We start from the raw sequence: 22811 nt of genomic DNA on the forward strand, positions 1-22811 counted from the left end.
GGAGAAGAACGTCGTGGGGTGTTCACGGCTCCAGCCTCACCGCGTACGCCGCCCGGTCCCGGGGGGAGTTGTCACGAGCTCGCCGTGACACCTGTCATCGAGCCACGTCGACGCTGCTTGATCACGGTATGCAGACGAATGGGCACTTCCCCCTGTCAATTGACCGGGGGAAGTGCCCATCGAGCGACATCCCATGGTGAAGCAGCGGCAGGGACGACCTGCCGCCCCACGATCAGAAGGAGGACTCGTCCATGTCCATCAGGTCGAGGTCGATCGCCTCGGCGATCGCGCGCTCGGCGCTGATCTTCGGCAGGTTGGTCTGCGCGAAGAACTGCGCGGCCATCACCTTGCCCTCGTAGAACGCCTTGTCCTTGTCCGACACCTCGCCAGCCAGCTTGGTCAGCGCGACCTCCGCCTGGCGCAGCAGCAGCCAGCCGCAGACCACGTCGCCGAGCACCATCAGCAGGCGGGAGGTGTTGAGCCCGACCTTGTAGATGTTGCGCAGCTCATCCTGGGAGGACATCAGGTCGTTGATCATGTGACCGACGATGGCGTTGGCGTCCTCGAGCGCGGTGGCGAGCAGGGCCCGCTCGTTCTTGAGGCGACCGTTGCCGGCCTCGGCGGCGATGAAGCCCTCGATCTCCTTCGCGAGGTGGCCCAGCGCGCGGCCCTGGTCCTTGACGATCTTGCGGAAGAAGAAGTCCTGGCCCTGGATCGCGGTCGTGCCCTCGTAGAGGGTGTCGATCTTGGCGTCGCGGACGTACTGCTCGATCGGGTACTCCTGCAGGAAGCCCGACCCGCCGAACGTCTGCAGCGACTCGGTGCCCAGCAGGACCCACGAGCGCTCGGAGCCGTAGCCCTTGACGATCGGGAGCAGCAGGTCGTTGACCGCGGCAGCGAGCCGGGCCTCGTCGGAGTCGGCCGTGCCCGCGTGCTCGGCGACCATGACCTGGTCCTGCCAGGTCGCGGTGTAGAGCACGAGAGCGCGCATCGCCTCGGCGAACGCCTTCTGCGTCATCAGCGAGCGGCGTACGTCGGGGTGGTGCGTGATGGTCACGCGCGGCGCGGTCTTGTCGGCGGCCTGGGTGAGGTCGGCGCCCTGGATCCGCTCCTTGGCGTAGTCGAGGGCGTTGAGGTAGCCCGTGGAGAGCGTGGCGATGGCCTTGGTGCCGACCATCATCCGGGCGTTCTCGATGACCTGGAACATCTGCGCGATGCCGTCGTGGACCTCGCCGAGCAGCCAGCCCTTGGCGGGCTCGCCCCCTCCGACCTGCGGGTCGCCGAAGGTGACCTCGCAGGTGTTCGAGACCTTGATGCCCATCTTGTGCTCGACGTTGGTGACGTAGACGCCGTTGCGCTCGCCGGTCAGCTCACCGGTCTCGTGGTCGAAGTGGTCGCGCGGCATCCAGAACAGGGAGAGGCCCTTGGTGCCCGGTCCGCCGACACCCTCGACGCCCTCGGGGCGCGCGAGGACGAGGTGCATGATGTTCTCGCTCATGTCGTGCTCGGCGCTGGTGATGAAGCGCTTGACGCCGGTGATGTTCCACGAGCCGTCCTCGTTGGGGACGGCCTTGGCGCGGCCGGCGCCCACGTCAGAGCCGGCGTCGGGCTCGGTGAGGACCATCGTGCAACCCCACTGGCGGTCGACCATGAGCTGCGCGACATGCTTGTCGCGGTCGTTGCCGTTGCGGTGGACGACGTTGGCGAACGCAGGGCCGGCGGCGTACATCCACACCGGTGCGTTGGCGCCGAGCACCATCTCGCCGATCGCCCAGATCAGCGACGAGGGGGCGGGAGTGCCGCCCATCTCCTCGAAGACCTGCAGGCGCCAGAACTCGGAGTCCATCCACGCCTGGTAGCTCTTCTTGAACGACTCCGGCACCGGAGCGGTGTGCGTGGCGGGGTCGAAGACCGGCGGGTTGCGGTCACTGTCCTCGTACGACGCGGCGAGGTCCTCGCGGGAGAGACGCTCCACCTCGCGCAGGATCTCGCGGGCGCTCTCGCCGTCGATCTCGCCGAAGGGGCCGGTGCCGAGCACCTCGTCCCGTCCGAGCACCTCGAAGAGGTTGAACTCGATGTCGCGGAGGTTGGTCTTGTAGTGGCTCACAGCTTCCACCTGTTCCGTGTCGCGGTCTGGGGGCGAGGGAGCAATCTACTCGCCAGTAACAAATCATGCCTCGCTACCGCGCCTCACGCAACACGAACCCCCGATGTCGCGGGTCACAGGTGGTTGCAGACGGGTGTCGGACGCGCCCACCGGGCTGCCGGGTTTGTCTAGCACGCTATGTATGTCTACTCTTTCACCTGACAAACCAGAGTCGCTCGACCTAGACCACTGACCAGACCTGAAAGGAGCCTGCGCATGCGCAAGCTCATCGTTCTCGGCGTCGTGGGCCTCATCGCCCAGCTCATCGACGGATCCCTGGGCATGGCCTACGGCGTGACGTCCTCGACCCTCCTGCTCGCCGTCGGCGTCGCTCCTGCCGCCGCGTCGGCCGCGGTCCACTTCTCCGAGATCGGGACATCGGTGGTCTCCGGCTTCTCGCACCACAAGCTCGGCAACGTCGACTGGCGCACCGTCTCGATCCTGGCGGTGCCCGGGTTCGTCGGCGCCTTCATCGGCGCGACGCTGCTCTCCAACCTCGACGGCGCCGTGGCCAAGCCGATCGTGGCGGTCATCCTGCTGAGCCTCGGCGTCTACGTGGTCTACCGCTTCCTGCGCCTCGGCGGCGCGCGCCCCACCTTCAAGGCCCGCCCCTCGGCCCGCTTCCTCGCTCCGATGGGCCTCATCGCAGGCTGCCTCGACGCTGTCGGTGGCGGCGGCTGGGGCCCGGTCGGCACGACCTCGCTGCTCTCCAGCGGTCGCCTCGAGCCGCGCAAGGTCGTCGGCTCGATCGACACCTCCGAGTTCGTCGTGGCCGTCGGTGGCTCGCTCGGCTTCCTCCTCGGCCTCGGCGCCGCCAACATCAACTGGGGCTACGCCGGCGCGCTGCTCGCCGGCGGCGTCATCGCGGCGCCGATCGCGGCCTGGCTGGTCAAGCACCTCGCTGCCCGCGTCCTCGGCGTGGCCGCCGGTGGCCTCATCATCCTCACCAACTCCAAGACCCTCCTCGAGGCCGTCGGGGTCCCGGGCGTCGGGGTGGCCGGCACCGCGGCGGTCGTCTTCGTGCTCTGGATCTCCGGCATCGTCTGGGCCGTCAGGCAGGAGCGCATCTCCAGGGCTGCCCTCGCCGACGAGGAGCGCGAGCTCGAGATGGCCACTGCCTGAGAGTCCCGGCACGCCGCCGTACGCCGTGCGGACAGCGGGCCAACCACCAGTGACTCTGGTGACTTGTCTGACAAACTGCAGTCATGCGCGTTTCCGCCAAAGCCGACTATGCCCTGCGGGCCCTGATCGAGATCGCGGTGCGCACGGACGGGACCACCGTCAGTGCCGAGCAGCTCGGCAAGGCCCAGGGGATCCCACACGGTTTCCTCCAGGCCATCCTCGCCGACCTGCGGCGCGCCGACATCGTGGTCTCCCAGCGGGGCCAGTCCGGCGGCTGGCGTTTCGCGCGCAAGCCGGAGGCGGTCACCGTCGCCGACGTGATCCGCGCTGTGGACGGCCCCCTGGTGTCCGTCTACGGACTCCGTCCCGAGGCCGTCGAGTACGACGACTCGGCGCAGGTGCTCCAGCACGTCTGGATCGCCGCGCGGAGCTCGCTGCGGATGGTCTTCGAGCAGGTCTCCATCCAGGACCTGGCCGACGGCAAGCTCCCGCAGGGGGTCGCCGCCCTCACCGAGGACGACGACGCCTGGCAGCCGCACTGATCGTCAAGCGGCGAGCCGCTTGTCGACCTGCGTGCGCCGCTTGCTGAGCTTGGCGAGGCGCTTGTCGAGCCGGCCCTCCTCCTCGATCAGCGCGATCCTCGCGACCTGGGCCGCGAGCTGCTCGTCGGAGAGGTTGGCGGGCAGCACGTGCGTACGGCCCTCCTTCACCAGTGACGTCCACGCCGCCGGCGGCGGGGCCGTGAACCCGCTCGTCACGACCAGGACGACCCGGAAGCCGGTCAGCCCGTCCAGGGCCAGCGCGACCTGCTCCGACGTCGCCTCGAAGAAGGCGGGCATGCTGACGAAGCAGTCGGCCCTGGTCTTGTAGGCCCGTCGGCAGATCGCCGCCCACGCACCCTCGACGTGCTTGCGCTTGAGCCCGGCGGCCTTGTGGTTCCGCCGGATCTCGAGCCCGGCGTGCGCGAACGTGTCCGCGTCCGCATCCGGGACGGCGACGCGCCCCAGGGCCAGTGCCTCGGTCATCGCCGAGACGTCCACCGGCTCGGGGCCGATGTGGAGGAGGAACAGTCTCTTGGCCATGGCGCCAGCCTTGCGGTGACGGGCGTCGCGGACGTGAACGCAGCTCGTCGTCGCGCCGAACTTCAGTGGCCCCCAGTCCGACGGTCGGTTCAGTCGACGGCGCGCAGCCAGCTGACCAGCGGACGCAGGGCCTGCCAGTCGGCGCGGACCCGGTCGACCAGGCCAGCGTTGATCGCGTCGGCCTCGAAGCCGTACGAGCGACCGACGAAGAGCTGCTTGTGGCGCAGGAGGTGGATGCGGGGGTGGTCGGCGGCGTAGCCGCGCGGCGAGGTCTTGAGCTGGTCGCCGCCGATCTCGAAGCCGCCCTTCTCCAGCCGCTTGAGCAACCGGTCCAGGGCTTGGCCGGTCTTGTCGTCGGCCATGGCCTCGCGGATCGCGGCCAGGTGCGGCCCGCCCGCCTCGTAGAACCCGGCTCCGACCCGGGTGCCGCGGGCGGAGATCTCGACGTACCACCCGGTCGCCGGGCCCGCTGACACGAAGGCGCCCTGGTGGGTCTTGTAGGGCGTCTTGTCCTTGGCGAACCGGACGTCGCGATAGGGGCGGAACACCTTCGCCGTGCCGAACTCCGGGTCGAGTGCGGCGACGAGTGCCTTCATCGGTGCCTCGACCGCGTCCTTGTAGACGTCGCGGTGCGCCTCCCAGAACGACTTGGAGTTGTCCATCTCCAGGTCGTCGTAGAAGTCGAGTGCGGCGACGGGGAAACCGGTGAAGCTCACGTCATGAAACGCTAGCCCACACCAGCTCGTCGCCCTGCTCCCCGAAGGAGGAGAGCGTGAGCACGCCGCCGCCGCACGCGGGCTCGCCGAGGAAGGCGTTGCCGACCGACGTGGACTCATAGGCCACCTCGAGGGTGTGCTCCGGGGTCCAGCGCATCAGCCTCGCCGGCTCGTCGTCGCCCTGCGGGTCACGGACGAAGAAGACCGAGTCGCCGCAGGGGAGGGCGCTGCCGGTCGTGCCAGGTCCGAGGTCGAAGTAGGTGCCGTCGGCCGAGGCGTAGAAGTGCGCCTCCTCCTGGCGCCGGGGCTTGGGCACCTCGGACCACAGGGCCCCGGCCGGGGTCGCGGCGACGTCCCATCCGGTGCAGTCCTTCGGGCCGTCGATCGGCTGCGGCACGCCGCTGCCGTCGAGGAGGTTGACCGTGCGGCACGCCACCGGACGGGCGTCGTCGAAGGTCATCATGCCGACGCCGTGCTCGCTGGCCGTGAGACCCGACCACCCCGACCGTGCGGGGGCACACCAGCCGTCCTCCCCGTTGCTGTCAGCGAGGGCGTTGGTGGCGAGGCAGTACGCCCGGTCGTCGCCGTACGTCGGGTAGTAGAGGTCGCCGCCCGTGAGTGCCCAGGAGCCCCCGCTGGCCGGAGCGGGAGTGACGAGGTCGCGCTGCTCACCCGTCGCCAGGTCGACGACGGCGACCTCGCTCGGAGCGGTCTCGGCCTTGTCCTGCCGGACGACGACCGCCCACGCGGTGCTCATCAGGACCTCGGAGATCGTGCGGCCCCCTCCGGCGGCGATGGCGACACTGTCGCCGTCCCGGTTGAGCTCGACGGAGCTCGAGTCCTTCGCCCCCAAAGCCTCCCACTCCGGCCCCTTCACGTAACGGGTGCCGGCCTCGACACCGGTGTCGTCCCACTCGAGGAGGGCGACGACGGGCTCTGCGACAGCGGGCGCGTCGATGGGTCCGCCGCTCGGAGCCGCGCCCTCGGGGCCGCCGGCGCTCGATGCGGTCGTGCTGCTCGACGGGCTCCCGGTACCCGGTGTCGGGCTGGGGTCGTCGGTGTCGCCGCAGCCGGCGAGGGCGACCAGCATCGCAAGCGCGATCGTCGTACGGACCCGCACGTCAGACGCCGACGTTGTGCTGGAAGTGGTCGAGGTTGGCGCGGTAGGACTTGTAGGCGTTGCGCCACTGCACGCGGCCGATCGCGGGCTCGCTGGGGTCGAAGCGAGACTGGTCCCACGGCTCGAAGTAGCCGATCTGCCGGTTGCCGTCGGGGTTCTGGTCGAAGCCCCGGCCGACCTGGAAGTGCCCGCTCGCGTCGTCGTCGAGGTAGGGGTAGTACTGCTTGAGCAGCACCGGGTGGAGCACGACGGGGGCCTGGTAGTCGTGGATGTGGCGCATCATCAGGCGGTACCACTGCTTGAAGGTGAAGTCGCTGATGTCGAGCACGACGTAGGGGCCGGCCCGGTCCGCGTCGTCGTAGTCGGTCAAGTTGTTGACCACGCGCACCATGTCGGTGATCGCGGTGCCCGCCGACGTCGTCCCGAGGCGGCGGGCCCAGTAGGACTGGTTCTTCCGCTTCTCCTGGGAGCTCCAGCCGATGGCCTGCATGGTGGCCGGCCCGCACCAGTAGGTCTGGTTCTGCGCCTGGGCCACCTTGCTGGTGAGGATCTTGGACTTCGTCGGGTAGGACCCGCCGAACCCGCCCCGCGTCTGGACATCGGCGGTCGCGACCTCGGGGTGGCGCTCGGCGAAGCCGTCGGGCAGCGGCACGCCCTGGATCTCGTGGCGCAGCATCCACACCTTGCCGACGGACTGGGCCGCCATGGTCAGCTCGGCACGCTCGGCCTCGGTGCGGGCGACGGAGCCGCGCGCCCTGCTCCGGGCGATGATGCCCTCGGCGTCCAGGTCGCCGGTGCTCTCGCGGCCGAAGCTCTGACGTGTCGTCATCCGGGCCGCCAGGGCCTCGCGGGTCTGGTTGGTCCAGCCGAAGCCGAGGCAGTAGCGCTGGCCGTCGAAGGTCGCGCACCGGACCGCGGCCCGGGCGAGGGCCGTACGTCCCCGGGCGCGGTCGAGACTCGCGCCCTCGGCGAGCACGCGGTCGATCTCCGACTGCATCTCAGGCGTCACCTCGCCCCGGCCACCGGCGCCCTCAGGGGCCGGGGTGACCTCGCCCGTCGGAGCGAGTGCGCCTCGGTCGCCGTCCCCGTCCGGCAGCAGCGGCACTCCCGCCAGCGTGAGCGCGAGGACGGCGGCGGCGATGCTTGCCGGGTGCCGCCACAGGGGTCGAGACGTGTCGTCCGCGGCGATCGTGGTGGCGGTGGCGGTCGTGAGGCGCGCAGCGAGGCGGCGGGGCAGGGAAGGCATGGGGAAGAACCTCGATCCGGAGACTGCGGTCGTCCCACTGTCCCCTCTGGCCCCACGAGGCGCAAGTCTCCCACCAGTGACGTGGGACCAGCGAAGGAGAGGCGGTTGGCCGTTCTGGCTCACGCCCCAGGGAGCAGGTAGCCGCCCAGGGTGGGCTCGGTTGCCGGAGTCGCCAGCTCCGCGCTGCCGTCGATCCCGAGGCGCACGAGCGCCTCACCGTCGCCATCGACTCGAGCGATCAGGAGGTGGGCCGATCCCTCCCAGGCCACCGACGACTCATCGCCTTGGAAGGCGGCGTCGTCGCCTGCCAACGTGGTCACGACGTCGCCCGTGCGCGAGTCCCGAACGGTGACCGTGGGGGACTGCTCGTCCGATGCGGTGGCGGTCGCCAGGAAGCGCCCGTCAGGGCTGAACGAGAGCGGCGTCTCCCCGGGGTCCAGGGTGAGCTGCACGCTTCCGTCCCCTTCGTCCACGACGACGCACTGCCCGTCCACGGAGCAGCCCGCCACCCGGCCGGCGGTCGGGTCCCACGTCGAGGCGCGCGCGATCCCCTTCACCTCCAGCGGCGGCCCCCACTCGTCGGTGGTGTAGACCCGCAGGCGCGGCTCACCGCCGGTCGAGTCCACCACGTTGTAGAGGACCCGGTCGGCCGTGACCCCGACCGGTTCGACGCGCTGGCCGTTCGTCGTCACGATGTCGAGGGGATCCCCCGTGCCCTCCCCCGTGGGACCCCACCGGAGCACGACGCTCGTCCAGCGGTCACAGCCGTTGTCGAAGAAGGTGTAGGCAGCGTGCGCGCCGTCGCCGCTCACGGCCAGCTCCTCGCCACCGCAGCTCTTGTTCTCGACCTGGACGCCCGGGCCGAACAGCACCTGGTCCGCGATCCCGACTGAGTCGCCGGCCTGCGATCGAGTGGCGACAAGGACGCCGCCCGAGTACGGCGCCGCGTCGTGCACGCTGCCCGGGTCGACGACAAGCTCGGTCTTCGTCCCGTCGGCGGACACGTACGTCCGGTCCAGCACGTAGTCGACAGCGGGCGGCGCGCCCATCGGCAGGTCGGACAGCGAGTCCATGGTGACGGTCGTGTCGGCCGGTGAAGGACTGCTGTCCGGACCGGCAGAGCCCAGTGCCAGGCCGGCCGGCACACCCACCGCAGCCACGGCCGCCGCGGCGGCGATCAGGGTCGTCCGCCTGCTCCGTCTGCGCAGCTCGCGCGCCCGCCTCACGACGTCGAGCATGGGCGTCGGCTCGAGAGCCGTCCGGTCGGCGCGCGCGTGCAGTGACTGCCGCAGCATCTCTTCGGTGGCGGTCATCGCTCCCCCTGTCGGTTGAGGTCGGTCATCGGTCGGTCGATCGCGGGGTGGTCCCCGACGCTGGCGCGCAGCGCCGCGAGGGCCTTGTGCGCCTGGGACTTGACGGTGCCGACGGTGATCCCCAGCAGGTCCGCCGTCTCGGCCTCGGTGAGGTCCTCGTAGTACCGCAGCACGATCACCGCACGCTGACGCGGTGGCAGACCGGCGACGAAACCCCAGACTGCGTCGCGCGTCCCGTCGTACTCGACGGACGTGGCGCCGGTGTCCGGCAGCACCTCGGTGGTGACCTCATGGCGACGCCAGGCGCGCCGCCAGGTGCTGCGGTGCTCGTTGACCAGCACCCGGCGGGCGTAGGCATCGATCCGCTCGCGCTGCTCGATCCGGTCCCACGCCAGGTAGAGCTTGGCCAGGGCGTTCTGCACCAGGTCCTTCGCGCTGTGCGGGTCTCCGGTGAGCAGCAACGCTGTGCGCTGGAGCGTGTGCTCGCGAGCCACGAGCCACGACTCGAAATCCACCCGCGTCGCCTCGGGGCGCCTAGACGTCATGATGTCCACGCTCCTTACACGCCACCGGGTCCTCAGATGGTTGCACCGACCGTCGTCGCCGCGCGCGTGAGCCGAGAAGCCGCTCCGGTCGCCGGTCCTGTCGTGCCCTGGCTGGGTGCGGGTTGTGGTCGCTTGTCGCGCGGCATGGCAGGCGTCGAGCGGCCCTGTGTGCGCTCGAGTGGGGAGATGGACGTGCGCGCGAGGCAGTGCCCGGTCGGCGGCCCTCAGCGCGAGGAAGTGCCCGGTCGGCGCAGGACCAAAATCGGAGCGGATGACGAGATTCGAACTCGCGACATCGACGGTGGGCAGAGCGTCGCGCCCTGCGCGCAGGACCAAAATTGGAGCGGATGACGAGATTCGAACTCGCGACATCGACCTTGGGAAGGTCGCGCTCTACCAACTGAGCTACATCCGCAGTGCCGTCCGGGACGGCGGGCCAGATGTTACCGGACCGGGCTACCTGACGGCCGACAGGCCCGGGCGCTTCGGGGAGACGGTGTCGCCCGAGGACCGGCCGGTGACGCGACGGTGCACCCACGGCACCAGGAACTCGCGGGTCCACTGCGCGTTGGCCGCCCACCGGTCGCGGCGGCCGAGCAGCGGCGGCGGCTCGACCGCGATCGGCTCCAGCGCGTGCTCGACCCCGATCGCGTCGAGGACGGCGCGGGCGATGTGGGCGTGCCCGTGGTGGTTGAGGTGCATCCGGTCGGTGTCCATGACGCCCGCGATGTCGACGTCGCGCATCCGCCACATGTCGACGACCGTGGCGTCGTGCCGGTCGGCGATCTCACGGACCCACTCGTTGAAGATCGCCATCCGCCCGCGCACGGGCGCGTAGATCCCCTTGCCGCCCGGGTCGAAGATCGTGAACATCACGACCCGGGCGCCCGTGGCCGACAGGCGCGAGATCGCGTCGTCGTACGTCCGCGCGAGGGCATCGAGGTCGACGCGCGGCCGGAGCACGTCGTTGCCTCCGCCGTGGATCGTGATCAGGTCGGGCTCCAGGGCGACAGCGTCGTCGACCTGCTCGGCGACGATGGGGCCGAGCTTGCGGCCACGGATGGCGAGGTTGGCGTAGCCGAAGTCGTCGGTCTGCTGGGCGAGCACCTCGGCGACCCGGTCGGCCCAGCCGCGCAGGCCGTTGGGGCGGGCCGGGTCAGGGTCGCCGACGCCCTCGGTGAAGGAGTCGCCCAGGGCGACGTAGCGGTGGAAGGTCACCGCGCCATTGTGGCGACCCCCGCCACGGGGCCGAAACTGAGGCTAGGTTTGCCGCGTGCTGCTCTCTGATCGCGACATCACCGCTGAGATCGACGCCGGCCGGATCGCGGTCGACCCGTGGGATCCCCGGATGATGCAGCCGTCCAGCATCGACGTACGCCTCGACCGGTTCTTCCGCGTCTTCGAGAACCACCGCTACCCCATCATCGACCCGATGGCCGACCAGTCCGACCTGACACGGGAGGTCGAGCCGGAGGGTGACGAGCCGTTCATCCTGCACCCGGGCGAGTTCGTGCTGGGGTCGACCTACGAGATCGTCACGCTGCCCGACGACGTCGCCGCGCGCGTCGAGGGCAAGTCGTCCCTGGGGCGCCTCGGCCTGCTGACGCACGCGACCGCCGGCTTCGTCGACCCCGGCTTCTCCGGCCACGTGACCCTCGAGCTGGCCAACGTCGCGACCCTGCCGATCAAGCTCTATCCCGGCATGAAGATCGGTCAGTTCTGCTTCTTCCGGCTCTCCTCGCCCAGCGAGCACCCCTACGGCTCGGACAAGTACGGCTCCCGCTACCAGGGCCAGCGCGGACCGACCCCGAGCCGCTCCTTCCAGAACTTCCACCGCACGCCGATCTGACCGGCGTACGCAGGCAGGGTGAGCGCACCCCGGTTCGACAGCGCGGCGCGAGGCATGGTTAGGGTGGCCTAAGTTAGGTCACCCTCACCACCCCTGTTCCTGGAGTTCTCATGAAGCGAACCCTCGCCGCGCCCCTGGCTGCGGCCACCCTCCTCGTCGCTGCCCTCACGGGCTGCAGCACCGGGTCCACCAGCGCCGACACCGCCGCCGAGCCGACCGCGACCACCACCGCCGACGCCGACGCCTTCCCGGTGACGATCGAGCACGCCCTGGGTGAGACGACCATCGAGTCCGAGCCCACTCGCGTGGCCACCCTCGGCTGGACCGACCACGACCACGCCCTCGCGCTCGGGGTCGTCCCCGTCGGCGCCACCAAGATCACCTGGGGCGGCAACGAGGCCGGGTCGACCGACTGGTTCGACGCCGCGGTCGAGGAGGCCGGCGCCGAGGCGCCCGTGCGGTACGACGACGCGGACGGCGCGCCGATCGACGAGGTCGCCGAGCTGGCGCCCGACCTGATCCTGGCCACCAACTCCGGCATCACCGAGGCGGAGTACGCCAAGCTCTCCAAGATCGCTCCGGTCGTGGCCTACCCGGAGGCGCCCTGGACCACCAACTGGCAGACCTCCCTCGAGATGGTCGGCGAGGCGCTGGGCCGCACGGCGCTGGCCGAGGAGGTCAAGGCCGACACCGAGGAGACGATCGAGCAGGCGAAGGCCGACAACCCCGAGCTCCAGGGGACCGAGCTGATCTACGGCTACCTCGCCGCGACCGACCTCTCCACGGTCGGCATGTACGCCCCCGAGGACCCGCGGGTGTCGATCCTGCGCGACTTCGGCATGGTCGACGCCCCCGCGGTCGCCGACGCCATCAAGCCCGGAGAGTTCTACGGCACCGTCTCCGCGGAGAAGGCCGGCGACCTGGACTCCGACGTCTTCATCACCTGGGTCGACTCCCCCGAGAGCGTCGAGACCATCTCCCAGGACAAGCTGCTCGGCAAGATCCCCGCGATCGCCGACGGCCACTGGTATGCCGAGACCGACAAGCAGAACGCGATGGCGTCCACCAACCCGACGCCCCTGTCGATCCCGGTGATCGTCAGCGACTTCCTGCCCCACGTCGTCGAGGCCGTCGCCGGAGCATGACCGCACTGGTCCCGAGCCGAGAGGACGTGACCGGGTCCACTGGGGGTGGCCCGGCACGTCGTCTCACCCTGCCGGCCAGCGCCGCGATCGTCGTCGCGGTGCTGGCCGGTGCCGGCGTGCTCTCGCTGCTCGTCGGGGCCCGTGCGGTGCCTCTCGGTGCGGTGTGGGACACAGCCCATCCCCTCCACGCGATCGTGCAGGTGCGTCTCGAGCGCACCGTCCTGGGCTTCGCGGTCGGCGCTGCCCTCGGCCTCGCCGGTGCCCTCATGCAGGGGTTGACCCGCAACCCGCTCGCCGACCCCGGCATCCTCGGCGTCAACGCGGGTGCCACCTTCGCGATGGTCGTGGGGATGACGACCCTCGGCCTCACCTCGATGGGCCAGTTCCTGCCGATGGCCTTCCTCGGCGCCGCTGTGGCCACGATCGTCGTGCACGCGATCGCCGCGCTCGGGCGCGACGGAGCCACGCCGATGAAGCTGGCCATCACCGGTGCTGCCCTCACCGCCGGACTCGCGAGCTGGACGACCGGCCTCCTGCTGGCCGACCGCAAGACCATGGAGTCCTTCCGCTTCTGGCAGGTCGGCACGATCGGCGGCCGTGGCTTCGACGTGCTCGTGACCGGACTCCCGTTCCTCGTCGTCGGCGTGCTCCTCGCGCTGGCCGGCGCGCGCCTGCTCAACACCCTCGCCCTGGGTGAGGACCTGGCTCGCGGACTCGGTCGGCGTACGACCCGCGACCGGCTCGTGATCGCGCTCGCCATCGTGCTGCTGGCCGGCACGGCGACAGCGCTGGCCGGGCCGATCGCGTTCGTCGGCCTGGTCGTCCCCCACGTGGTGCGCAGCCTCGTCGGTCCCGACCACACCAGGGTGCTGCCGTTCTCGATGCTGGCCGGTGCGTCGCTGGTGGTCGCCGCCGACACCGTCGGCCGCGTCGTCCTGCCGCCCGCGGAGATCCAGGTCGGGGTCATGGCCGCCGTCGTCGGGGTGCCCGTCTTCCTCGCTCTGATCCGCCGCACCGGGAGGGCACTGTGACCGTGACCCTCGACCCGCCCGTGACCACCGAGGCGCCCCAGCGGGATGCCCGCGACGTCGTACGCCGGGCGCGGCAGGCCCCGATCCGGCACCGTCGCCGCCTGGTCGCCGGCCTCGTCCTCGCCGTGGTCGGTGCCTTCGCCGCCCGCGTGCTGCTGGGCGACTACACCGTCACCATCCCCGACTTCGTGCGCATCCTGGGAGGCGAGCAGATCCCCGGCGCCACCTACATCGTCATGGAGTCCAAGCTCCCCCGCGCCGTGCTCTCGGTGCTCGTCGGACTGGCCTTCGGCATCGGCGGCGCGATCTTCCAGACCACCCTCCGCAACCCGCTCGCCAGCCCCGACATCGTCGGCGTCAGCCTCGGGGCCAGCGCCGCGGCGGTGTCCGCGATCGCACTCGCCGGGTGGACGGGGTGGTCGGTCTCGCTCGCCGCGGTCGTCGGCGCCGTCGGCGTCGCGCTCGCCGTGCGGATGGTCGCCGGTGACCACGGAGGCTTCCGTCTCGTCCTGGCCGGCATCGGCCTCGCAGCCGCCATGCAGTCGGTGATCCAGTACGTCTTCACGCGCGTCGACGAGTGGGACGTCCAGCTCGTGCTGCGCTGGCTCACCGGCAGCGTCAACGGTGTCGACTGGCCGACCATCGGGCTGCTCGCCGTCGTGCTGGGGGCGCTCCTGCCCGCGACGGCCTGGGCCGCCCGCTCGCTCGAGGTCACCGAGCTCGGCGACGACACGGCTCGCGGGCTCGGCCTCGGGCGCGGTCGGACCGACCTGCTGATGCTCCTCGGCGTCCTCCTCGTCGCCGTCGGTGTGGCCGCCGCGGGCCCCGTGGCGTTCGTCGCCTTCCTGTCCGGGCCGATCGCGCGCGCCCTCAACGGCGGGCGTACGACGTTGCTCGCCGCCGGACTCGTCGGTGCGGTGATCGTGCTGGCCGGTGACCATGCCGGCGCCTACGCCTTCGCCGACCTCAACCTGCCCGTCGGGGTCGTCACCGGCGCCTTCGGCGCACCGTTCCTGCTCTGGCTGCTCGCCCGCGGCCCCCTCAATGGACACCGTGGAAGGAGGGCGGCATGACCGCCACTGCGACCCCGCTCACCGCAGCGGCCACCACGGCCCGGCTGGAGGCGAGCGCCCTGACGCTCGGCTACACCGACACCGCCGTCGTACGCGACCTGGACCTGCAGGTCCCGCACGGCAAGGTGACCGTGATCGTCGGCGCCAACGCGTGCGGGAAGTCCACCCTGCTCCGTGGCCTGGCCCGGCTCCTGCGTCCGCGCTCGGGCTCGGTGCTGCTGGACGGTGAGGCCATCCACCGGCTGCCGACCAAGCAGGTCGCCCGCACGCTCGGCCTGCTCCCGCAGAACCCCATCGCCCCCGAGGGCGTCACCGTGACGGACCTGGTCGGTCGCGGCAGGCACCCGCACCACGGTGCGTTCGGGCGCTGGACGCACGAGGACGAGGAGGCGGTCGCGGAGGCGCTCACCCTGACCGACACGCTCGGGCTGGCCGACCGCGTCGTCGACGAGCTCTCCGGGGGACAGCGCCAGCGCGTGTGGATCGCGATGGCGCTCGCCCAGGGCACCGACCTGCTCCTGCTCGACGAGCCGACGACCTACCTCGACGTCGCCCACCAGGTCGAGATGCTCGACCTGCTCGCCGAGCTCAACGCCCGGCGCGGCACCACGATCGTGATGGTGCTCCACGACCTCAATCTCTCCGCCCGCTACGCCGACCACCTGGTCGCGCTGCACACCGGCCGCATCGTGGCCGAGGGGACGCCGCGAGAGGTGGTCACCGAGGACGTGGTCCGGACCGTCTTCGGGCTCGACAATCGCGTGATCGAGGACCCCGTCTCGCACACCCCGCTCGTGATCCCCGTGGGCCGCCACGGGTGTCGACAGGCTCCACCAGCGACCAAGGAGAACCGATGACCATGACGTCCGCCGTACTGCCGATGCTGCTCGCTGAGGTCGAGGTGGTGTCCGTCGAGCGGCTCAGCCCGACCTTCGTCCGCGTCGAGCTGGGCGGACCCGAGCTGGCCCACTTCGGCGTCGAGGGTGCGCGGTACGACCAGCGCATCAAGCTGATCCTCCCCGACCCCGACACCGGCGGCCTCACGTCGACCGAGGGCGCCGACGAGTCCTGGCTGGCGACCTGGCTCGACCGGCCGGTCACCGAGCGCGGCCACATGCGGACCTACACGGTCCGCGACGTGCGCGGCTCCGGCGAGCAGACGACCCTCGTCGTCGACATGGTGCTCCACCTCGAGGGTGACCTGGTCGGACCCGGCTCCTCGTGGGCCTCGCAGGCGGCTCCCGGTGACCGCATCGTGGTGCTCGGTCCGCGGCGCGGCTATCCCTACGGCGGCATCGAGTTCACACCGCCGCCCGGGGCCGACCTGCTGCTGGTCGGTGACGAGACGGCCGTGCCCGCGATCTGCACGGTCCTCGAGCAGCTGGCCGACGATGCCCGCGGCAAGGCCTTCCTCGAGGTCCCGGTCGCGGCCGACGTACAGGCCGTACGTCCTCCTGCCGGTGTCGACGTCGTCTGGCTGGCCCGCGAGGGTGCTGAGCTCGGCGCCGGGCTGCACGACGCGGTGGTGGCGCACCTGGGCATCCCGGGTGCCACTGTCGAGGTGGCGCCCGATGAGGTGGATCCCGATCTGTGGGAGACGCCGTTCTACTCCTCCTCCGGTGAGGAGGTACCGGGAGGCGTCGTCGGGGTGGGCGGCACCTACGCCTGGATCGCGGGGGAGTCGAAGGTCGTCACCGGCCTGCGCCGGCACCTGGTCAACGAGCTGGGCTTCGATCGCAGCCAGGTGGCCTTCATGGGCTACTGGCGCCGCGGCGTGGCCATGAAGTCCTGACCGGAGTCCTGGCCGCGGCGCCCTGTCTCTTTCTGCGTGGTGCGTCAGCGGCGCTTGGGCGTGCGGGGCGAGTAGCGCACGCGCTCGGCGATGCGGTGGCGTGCGATGAGCTCGATGTCGGTGAGTGCCTCGTACATGGTCGTGCTCCTTCCTGCTGGGAGATCGGTGTGGTCAGCTCTGGTGGAGGGTGACGTCGCCCGAGGCCGTGGTGGCGCGGACCTCGAGGTAGGGCTGGTCGGCGGCGGGCTCGCCGGTCTGGGGGAGGTTGGAGGCGATACGGCCGCTCGCGGTGCGGACGTCGGTCCACACGGGGGTCCCGGGAAGCACGCCGATCCTGACGTCGCCGCTGGCGGTCTTGGCGGTGACCCGGCCGGAGGCGGCCTCCGCGATCACCAGGTCGCCGGACCCCGTGGTGAAGAGGACCTCTCCTGCGAGCGTGCCCACCTGGGCGTCGCCCGAGCCGGTCTTGATGGCGAGCTCGCCCCCGGCGCCGTCGATGCGTACGTCGCCACTTCCCGTGCTGACCAGCAAATCCGAGTCGGCACGGTTGACGCGGATGTCGCCCGAGCCGGACTTGATGCGGGCGTCGCCGGCCAGGTGCTCGGCGACCAGGTCACCGGAGCCCGACTGCACGACGGTGTCCCCGTCGACCACGTCGAGCGAGACGTCGCCCGAGCCGGTGTCGACGTGGGTGTCGGCGAACCGGCCGTGCGTGGCTACGTCGCTGCTGCCGACCTTGACGGCGAGGCCGCTCGCGACCGGGACCTCGACGACGATCTCGGCGCGGGGGTCCTTGCCGAAGATGCCGCCCGACCGGGAGGGGGCGATGATCGCGATGCGGCGAGGACCGCGTCCGTCGGCGAGGTCGCGCACGTCGTACTCCTCGGCGCGCTCGCCGGTGATGCGGACGGTGGTCTCGGTGGTGTCGGTGGCGGTCACCTCGACCCGGCCGCGGCCGTTCTCGACGTAGAGGTCGATCGGCTCGGGGGTGTCGAAGCTGACGTCCAGCTGGTTGCTCATCGGTGTCTCCGGTCTCGTTCGGGGTGTGTTCGTCCGACGGGCCGGCGGGTGCCGGTCCGCTGTGGGGCGGTGGGTGGTGGCCGGTCAGGACCGGCCGGGATCGGTCAGAGCCAGCCGGTCATCCGGCGGGGGTTGCCCTGCTTGCGGTTGGCGGCGAAGGGGTCGTAGCCCACGAAGGGGATGCTGCTCAGGTCGACGTCGATGTTGATCGCGTGCTCGTTGGTCGCCGCGCGCACGACGCCGACCATCCAGGTGTTGAGGCTCTGGCCGGCCGCGGCCGCCTTCTCCTCGGCCCGTGCCTTGACGGCCTCCGGGATGCGCAGCGTGATCCTGGCCAGGTCGCCGTCGTCCTCGTCGGGGACCGGCGGTGCCGGCGGCGGGGGCGGCGCGGGAACCGGGCTCGGCGGCGCCATCTCGACGACGAAGTCGAGCTCGCGACCCACGAGGCGTACGTCGACGCTGCCCTCGGGCAGCTCCGCGGTGATCTCGGCGGCGGCGTGGGAGATCGCCTCCATCAGCGCCAGCCGCGCGCTGGGGTCGAGCGCGTACGCCAGCCGCTCGGCCGCCTGCTTGAGGTCGTCGCTGCCTGCCTCGGCCGCGGCGACCAGGTCGCGGCGGAGGGTGTCGACGTAGGGGGTGATGTCCATGCGCACCATTCTGACATCACAGTGATGTCATGTCAAGCATTGAGTGATGTCAACTAGCGTCGTGATGACGTCATCCCGCCCACGGCGAGCTCCGCCCGCACGGCCCGTGGGTCAACTCAGGCGGACCGTGGGCCCCTTGACGCGCGGCATGCTGCGCGACCAGCGGCCGCGAGGCTGTCCCAGTGTGCTGATTCGTCCCGCCCGAATGTCAGAGGTCGAAGAGCGAGCCCGATCCGCTGATGTCGACGTCCGTACGCGGGGCGTGAGCGGGTGCGTCCGGGGGCGCCGGCTTCCTCTCGGGCGCCTCCGCCGGTGACTCCTCGGACGACGTGTCGGGCTCGTCGGCCGCCGTGTCGTCGGACGGGGCCTCCGGTTCATCGGCGGGAGCGGCGGCGCCCTCGGCGGCGTCGGCGTCGGCGTCGACGGGCTCGACGGGCTCGGCGGGGCCGGCTGGGTCGGCTGGCTCGGCGAAGAGCGCCGCCTGGCTCAGCTCGGCACCACTCGGCGGAGCGGCGGGCGCAGGGGAGTCCTCGACCTCCGCGTCGGCCTCCGGCTCAGGGGCGTCCGCAACGTGTGACGTGCCGGTCGCCGGCGCGGCCGGTACGTCGGACGTCGTCGAGTCCGCCGCCGGTGTGGACTCCGCGGGTGCGGCAGCTGCCGGGGCTTCGATGTCGAACAGCGAGCCGAGACTGGAGAGGTCGGCGTCCGTCGTCGGAGCGGAGGACGTACCGCTGACCGGCGGTGCGTCAGCAACCTTCTGCTCGGCGGGTTCGGTTGCAGGCTCACCGCTGCTCGCGGGCTCGCCACTCGACCCTGGCTCGGGCGCCAGGTTCGGCGCCACCTCGGCCTCGGGAGCGGGGGTCGCCGGTACGTCGACGGAGGCCGGGGCCTCGAGGTCGAACAACGAGCCGAGGCTGGAGAGGTCGGCGTCCGTGGTGGTCGGAGCGGAGGAGGTGCCGCTGACCGGCGGTGCGTCAGCAACCGTTTCGTCGGTGGATTCGGTTGCCTGCTCACCGCTCGTGGGGGACGGGGTGGGGGCGACTTTGGGCTCGGGAGCCTTCGGCTCGGGTGCGGCGATGTCGAAGAGGGATCCGCCGCCACCGAGGTCGGCGGTGGGCGGTGCCTCAGCAACCGTTTCGTCGGTGGAATCGGTTGCCTGCTCACCGCTCGTCGCGGCCTGGGCGGCGTCTGGAGCCTCCGGGGCCGCTGCGGGTTCCGACGGCGTACCGAGGTCGAAGAGCGATCCGCCGCCGCCGAGGTCGGTGGTCGGTGCCTCCGCGGCCGTCTCTGGCGCGGGCGGCGCCTCCGCAGCGGGCGTGTCGAAGAGCGAGGTGGACTGCTCCGCGGGCCTCTCGGCCGGAGCCGGGGTGTCGAAGAGCGAGGTAGGAGCGGGGGTGTCGAACAGCGACGACCCGCCCGACGCCTTGGCGGCCGGACCGGCGTCGGCGGTCTCGGTCACGGTGTCCTCGGTGACCGTGACGTCCCCCGTCTCGGGCTCGTCCTTGGTGGCGACATCCGTCGCGGCGGCGGCGGGAGCGGCGGCAGCGGCAGCAGCGGCAGGGGCGGCGGCAGCGGACGAGCCGGGCGCTGCCTTGGTCGCCTGCACCCCCTTGACCGAGGCGAGGAGCATCTGCGCGACGTCGAGGACCTCGACCTCCTCGCGGGCCTCACCGGCCGCCTGCTGGGCGGTGAGCCCGTCGGAGAGCATCACGCGGCAGAACGGGCAGCCGACGGCGATCTGGTCGGCGCCGGTGCCCACCGCCTCCTTGGTGCGGTTGACGTTGATCCGCTCGCCGAGGTTCTCCTCCATCCACATGCGCGCGCCACCGGCGCCGCAGCAGAAGGACCGCTCGGAGTTGCGCTCCATCTCGATGACCTCGGCACCGGGCAGCACCTGGAGCAGCTCGCGCGGCGGTGAGTAGACCTCGTTGTGGCGGCCGAGGTAGCACGGGTCGTGGTAGGTGATCGAGCGCGACGCTGCGCCCGCCCCGTCCTTGACGGGCGTCAGCTTCCCCTCGCGCACCAGGCGGTTGAGCAGCTGGGTGTGGTGGACGACCTCGAGCTCGATGCCGAAGTCCTTGTACTCGTTCTTGAGGGTGTTGAAGCAGTGGGCGCAGGTCGAGACGACCTTCTTGACCTTGTACTCCTTGAAGGTCTCGACGTTCTGCTGCGCCAGGCCCTGGAAGACGAACTCGTTGCCGGCGCGGCGGGCCGGGTCGCCCGTGCAGGTCTCACCGTTGCCCAGCACGCCGAACGAGACGCCGGCGAGGTCGAGCAGCTCGGCGACGGCTCGGGTGGTCTTCTTGGCCCGGTCCTCGTACGCACCCGCGCAGCCGACCCAGAACAGCCAGTCGACCGACTCGAGGGACTCCAGGTCCTCCCCGACGACCGGCACGTCGAAGTCCAGGCCCTTGGCCCAGTCCATCCGCGCGGTGCTGGACATGTTCCACGGGTTGCCCTTGTTCTCCAGGCCCTTGAAGAGCTGGTTGAGCTCGGCCGGGAAGTTCGACTCCACCAGCACCTGGTAGCGCCGCATGTCCATGATGTGGTCGACGTGCTCGATGTCGACGGGGCACTGCTGGACGCAGGCTCCGCACGACGTGCAGCTCCACAGCACGTCCTCGTCGATGACGAACGGTGCGTCCTCGGGGTTGTAGAAGTAGTCGAGGACGTCGGTGCCCGCACCGGCGGTCTCGCCCTTGGAGCCGGCGCCGACGAGGGTGCGCTCGGCGTGCGCCTCGTGGTCGGCCGAATGGGGGTCGGCCTTGGCGTACGCATGGTCGCGCAGCGCGGTGATGAGCAGCTTGGGGGACAGCGGCTTCTCGGTGTTCCACGCCGGGCACTGCGACTGGCAGCGGCCGCACTCGGTGCAGGTGGTGAAGTCGAGGATGCCCTTCCAGGAGAAGTCCTCGACCTTGCCGGCGCCGAGGACCGAGTCCTCGTCGAGGTCGTCGATGTCGTCGAGCGTGATCGCCTTGCCGCCGGACGTCAGGGGCTTCATCGCGCCGAGCGCGGTGCTGCCGTCGGACTCGCGCTTGAAGAAGATGTTGAACCAGGCCGTGAAGCGGTGCCACGCGATGCCCATGGTGATGTTGCGCGCGATCACCATCAGCCAGATCATCGCCAGAGCGATCTTGAAGGCGGCGATGGCGTAGATCAGGTTGTTGAGCGAGGACTCGTCGACCGGGTAGAGCGCGTCACCGATCCACGACGCGATCGGGTAGTGCGCGCGCCCGACCTCCTCGTCGAGCTTCCACTCCGCGGCACGGACGAACAGGATCGCCGAGCCCTCGAGCAGCGCCAGCGCCTCGACGAAGTAGGCCTGCCAGAAGGTGGAGCCGAAGAACCGGCTCCGGCGTCCCTCGGAGCGCGGGTGGTGCAGCTGGCGGTAGACGATCAGGAAGACGATGCCCACGGTGCTCAGCAGGCCGATGAGCTCGCTGAACCACTCGTAGGGGTACCAGTGGCCGATGAGCGGCCAGGCGAAGTCGGGCTTGAAGAGCTGGAAGTACGCCGCCAGCACGGCGGTGCTGAGGAAGAGGAACGCCGCGTAGACGAACCAGTGCATGAGCCCGACCCAGTGCCACTGGAGCATCCGGGTGTGGAGGAACGTCTCCTTGAGCATGGTCACGGCGCGACCGGCCGGGCTGTCGCTGCGACCCGGGGCCGGCTGGCCCGCGCGGATCACGCCCAGCATGCGGCGTACGGCCGGGACGAGCAGAGCGACGGCGGCGACGGTCAGGGCGAACGAGACGACGATCGCGAACATCTGCATGAGGGGGTGCTCCTCGGTCGGGGCGTACAGAGCCGGAGCATATGGCTGCCCGACGGGCAGGCGGCAGGGCTCACACGAGTGAGATGAATCCTACCCGCAGGTAACTTCAACCGGGAGCGGTGGTGCGATCAGTTCACGATCGCGACGTTCTCGACCTCGATCTCGCGGGCGTCCTCGCGGTGGGTCGCGAGCTTGGACCTGACCTGGTCGAGAGCCTCGGTGAGCTTCTCGACACCGTCGCGCAGCTTCCGCTGGTGCTCGAGGTGGGCCATGTGCGACTCGCTGGTCTCGTCCCAGCCGGGGGTGAGCGTCTCGACCGCCTGCAGGAGGTCGTTGATCTGCGTGGTGATCGCCGTGGTGGCGTCGGCCAGCGCGGTCTCCATGGTCGACAGCGACCCCTGGTGCACGACCAGTCCGCGCTCGCTCATCGGGGACCACCGCCGAGGCGGTCGGAGAGCTGGCCGGCGCGCTCGGCCTGGGCGACGTCGTTGGTGGCGTGCTCCTGGGCGACGTACATCAGGCTCTGGGAGTAGCCCTCGAGGATCGGGCCCAACGTGATCGCGACGTTGAACCACTCGTTGATCGCCTCGCCGAACCCCGCGGCCGCCTGCCCCTTGAAGCCCGTGCCCGCCTCGGTCTCGATGGTCGCGCCCAGCCCGCGCAGGGTCTCCTGCAACGGCTCCACCGCGTCGGCCGCGGCCTGGGCGGCCGCCTGCATCTCGGCGTAGACAAGTCCGACGGCCACGGCCGCCCCCTCTCGATCGGTTGGTGCCGGGCCCATACCCCGGCACGGGCGCCTTCACACCCGATCGGGTTGCCGCAGTTCCGGCGGTTTGAGCCGCAGCGGTGCGGGAATGCACAGGCCATGCCGTCCTACGACTACGAAGTCGACCTCGAGAGCATGGGCAAGGCCGCTCAAGGGCTCAACGAGACACTCCAGCTCTTCAAGGACAAGGACGTCGAGGACCTGGTGCCCTCCAAGGGCGACGTCGGGAGCGACGTCGTGTGGGACGCGCTCGACGAGTTCAAGGGCCGCTGGGAGGAGGGCGTCAACAACCTCTGCCAGGACGTCGAGGAGATGGCCGGGCGACTGGGCAAGATCGCGATGAACTACTTCGAGACCGACAAGGCCGGCTACGACTCCCTCTCCGCCCTCAAGAGCACGATCGCTGCGATCAAGGTGATGTGA

The 22811-nt window shown here is 70.8% G+C and carries 22 protein-coding genes and 1 tRNA gene; 9 read left to right on the plus strand and 14 right to left on the minus strand.

Annotated elements, in window-relative coordinates; all coding sequences use genetic code 11:
- Nucleotides 1-232: 232 nt before the first annotated feature.
- Nucleotides 233-2107, minus strand: coding sequence for an acyl-CoA dehydrogenase (locus tag J3P44_RS12765; protein WP_255890768.1), 1875 nt, complete (start codon nt 2105-2107; stop codon nt 233-235).
- Nucleotides 2108-2362: 255 nt separating this feature from the next.
- Between J3P44_RS12765 and J3P44_RS12770 the strand changes: the two genes are divergently transcribed.
- Both J3P44_RS12770 and J3P44_RS12775 read left to right on the plus strand, forming a co-directional pair.
- Complete coding sequence (locus J3P44_RS12770) at nt 2363-3268, plus strand: sulfite exporter TauE/SafE family protein (protein ID WP_255890769.1); 906 nt, start codon at nt 2363-2365, stop codon at nt 3266-3268.
- An 83-nt stretch (nt 3269-3351) separates the two neighbouring features.
- The gene (locus J3P44_RS12775) at nt 3352-3810 is read left to right on the plus strand and encodes an RrF2 family transcriptional regulator (protein WP_255890770.1); all 459 of its coding nucleotides are present in this window, start codon (nt 3352-3354) and stop codon (nt 3808-3810) included.
- A gap of 3 nt (nt 3811-3813) precedes the next feature.
- On the opposite strand, the gene J3P44_RS12780 is transcribed toward J3P44_RS12775, so the two are convergent.
- The 8 genes from J3P44_RS12780 to J3P44_RS12815 form a co-directional block, all read right to left on the minus strand.
- Entirely contained in the window at nt 3814-4350 is a 537-nt protein-coding gene (locus J3P44_RS12780) for a hypothetical protein (RefSeq protein ID WP_255890771.1), read from the minus strand.
- 89 nt (nt 4351-4439) lie between these two features.
- Nucleotides 4440-5066, minus strand: a complete 627-nt coding sequence (locus J3P44_RS12785; RefSeq protein ID WP_255890772.1) for a DUF2461 domain-containing protein — start codon at nt 5064-5066, stop codon at nt 4440-4442.
- Nucleotide 5067: 1 nt separating this feature from the next.
- Nucleotides 5068-6186, minus strand: a complete 1119-nt coding sequence (locus J3P44_RS12790; RefSeq protein WP_255890773.1) for a hypothetical protein — start codon at nt 6184-6186, stop codon at nt 5068-5070.
- A gap of 1 nt (nt 6187) precedes the next feature.
- The gene (locus tag J3P44_RS12795; protein ID WP_255890774.1) at nt 6188-7432 is read right to left on the minus strand and encodes a C39 family peptidase; all 1245 of its coding nucleotides are present in this window, start codon (nt 7430-7432) and stop codon (nt 6188-6190) included.
- A 119-nt stretch (nt 7433-7551) separates the two neighbouring features.
- Entirely contained in the window at nt 7552-8745 is a 1194-nt protein-coding gene (locus J3P44_RS12800) for a WD40 repeat domain-containing protein (RefSeq protein ID WP_255890775.1), read from the minus strand.
- On the minus strand, nt 8742-9290 hold the full coding sequence (locus J3P44_RS12805) for a SigE family RNA polymerase sigma factor (protein ID WP_255890776.1): 549 nt from the start codon (nt 9288-9290) through the stop codon (nt 8742-8744). Before J3P44_RS12805 ends, J3P44_RS12800 begins: the two co-directional genes overlap by 4 nt.
- A gap of 339 nt (nt 9291-9629) precedes the next feature.
- Nucleotides 9630-9705, minus strand: a tRNA-Gly gene (locus J3P44_RS12810).
- A 41-nt stretch (nt 9706-9746) separates the two neighbouring features.
- Nucleotides 9747-10508: an SGNH/GDSL hydrolase family protein gene (locus tag J3P44_RS12815; RefSeq protein WP_255890777.1), complete on the minus strand. Its 762-nt coding sequence runs from the start codon at nt 10506-10508 to the stop codon at nt 9747-9749.
- Nucleotides 10509-10563: 55 nt separating this feature from the next.
- On the opposite strand from J3P44_RS12815, the gene dcd reads away from it, so the two are divergent.
- The 6 genes from dcd to J3P44_RS12845 all read left to right on the plus strand — a co-directional run bounded on the left by dcd (nt 10564) and on the right by J3P44_RS12845 (nt 16180).
- Nucleotides 10564-11139: a dCTP deaminase gene (gene dcd, locus J3P44_RS12820; protein ID WP_255890779.1), complete on the plus strand. Its 576-nt coding sequence runs from the start codon at nt 10564-10566 to the stop codon at nt 11137-11139.
- Nucleotides 11140-11249: 110 nt separating this feature from the next.
- On the plus strand, nt 11250-12284 hold the full coding sequence (locus tag J3P44_RS12825; protein ID WP_255890780.1) for an iron-siderophore ABC transporter substrate-binding protein: 1035 nt from the start codon (nt 11250-11252) through the stop codon (nt 12282-12284).
- Nucleotides 12281-13315, plus strand: a complete 1035-nt coding sequence (locus tag J3P44_RS12830; protein WP_255890781.1) for a FecCD family ABC transporter permease — start codon at nt 12281-12283, stop codon at nt 13313-13315. The genes J3P44_RS12825 and J3P44_RS12830 overlap by 4 nt, the downstream gene beginning before the upstream one ends.
- Complete coding sequence (locus J3P44_RS12835) at nt 13312-14388, plus strand: FecCD family ABC transporter permease (protein ID WP_255890783.1); 1077 nt, start codon at nt 13312-13314, stop codon at nt 14386-14388. The genes J3P44_RS12830 and J3P44_RS12835 overlap by 4 nt, the downstream gene beginning before the upstream one ends.
- The gene (locus tag J3P44_RS12840) at nt 14385-15245 is read left to right on the plus strand and encodes an ABC transporter ATP-binding protein (RefSeq protein ID WP_255890784.1); all 861 of its coding nucleotides are present in this window, start codon (nt 14385-14387) and stop codon (nt 15243-15245) included. The genes J3P44_RS12835 and J3P44_RS12840 overlap by 4 nt, the downstream gene beginning before the upstream one ends.
- Complete coding sequence (locus tag J3P44_RS12845) at nt 15242-16180, plus strand: siderophore-interacting protein (RefSeq protein ID WP_255890785.1); 939 nt, start codon at nt 15242-15244, stop codon at nt 16178-16180. Before J3P44_RS12840 ends, J3P44_RS12845 begins: the two co-directional genes overlap by 4 nt.
- A 171-nt stretch (nt 16181-16351) precedes the next feature.
- Here the strand turns inward: J3P44_RS12845 and J3P44_RS12850 are convergent, their stop codons facing one another.
- The 5 genes from J3P44_RS12850 to J3P44_RS12870 all read right to left on the minus strand — a co-directional run bounded on the left by J3P44_RS12850 (nt 16352) and on the right by J3P44_RS12870 (nt 22367).
- Nucleotides 16352-17200: a DUF4097 family beta strand repeat-containing protein gene (locus tag J3P44_RS12850; RefSeq protein ID WP_255890786.1), complete on the minus strand. Its 849-nt coding sequence runs from the start codon at nt 17198-17200 to the stop codon at nt 16352-16354.
- A gap of 104 nt (nt 17201-17304) precedes the next feature.
- Nucleotides 17305-17847, minus strand: coding sequence for a toxin-antitoxin system HicB family antitoxin (locus J3P44_RS12855; RefSeq protein WP_255890787.1), 543 nt, complete (start codon nt 17845-17847; stop codon nt 17305-17307).
- 208 nt (nt 17848-18055) lie between these two features.
- Complete coding sequence (locus tag J3P44_RS12860; protein WP_255890788.1) at nt 18056-21622, minus strand: heterodisulfide reductase-related iron-sulfur binding cluster; 3567 nt, start codon at nt 21620-21622, stop codon at nt 18056-18058.
- Nucleotides 21623-21750: 128 nt separating this feature from the next.
- Nucleotides 21751-22050, minus strand: a complete 300-nt coding sequence (locus tag J3P44_RS12865) for a WXG100 family type VII secretion target (protein WP_255890789.1) — start codon at nt 22048-22050, stop codon at nt 21751-21753.
- Nucleotides 22047-22367 (minus strand): WXG100 family type VII secretion target, encoded by a 321-nt coding sequence (locus J3P44_RS12870; protein WP_255890790.1) that lies wholly within the window; start codon nt 22365-22367, stop codon nt 22047-22049. The genes J3P44_RS12865 and J3P44_RS12870 overlap by 4 nt, the downstream gene beginning before the upstream one ends.
- Nucleotides 22368-22487: 120 nt before the next feature.
- On the opposite strand from J3P44_RS12870, the gene J3P44_RS12875 reads away from it, so the two are divergent.
- Complete coding sequence (locus tag J3P44_RS12875; protein ID WP_255890791.1) at nt 22488-22811, plus strand: hypothetical protein; 324 nt, start codon at nt 22488-22490, stop codon at nt 22809-22811.

This window comes from Nocardioides astragali (genome assembly GCF_024436375.1).
Lineage (GTDB): Bacteria > Actinomycetota > Actinomycetes > Propionibacteriales > Nocardioidaceae > Nocardioides > Nocardioides astragali.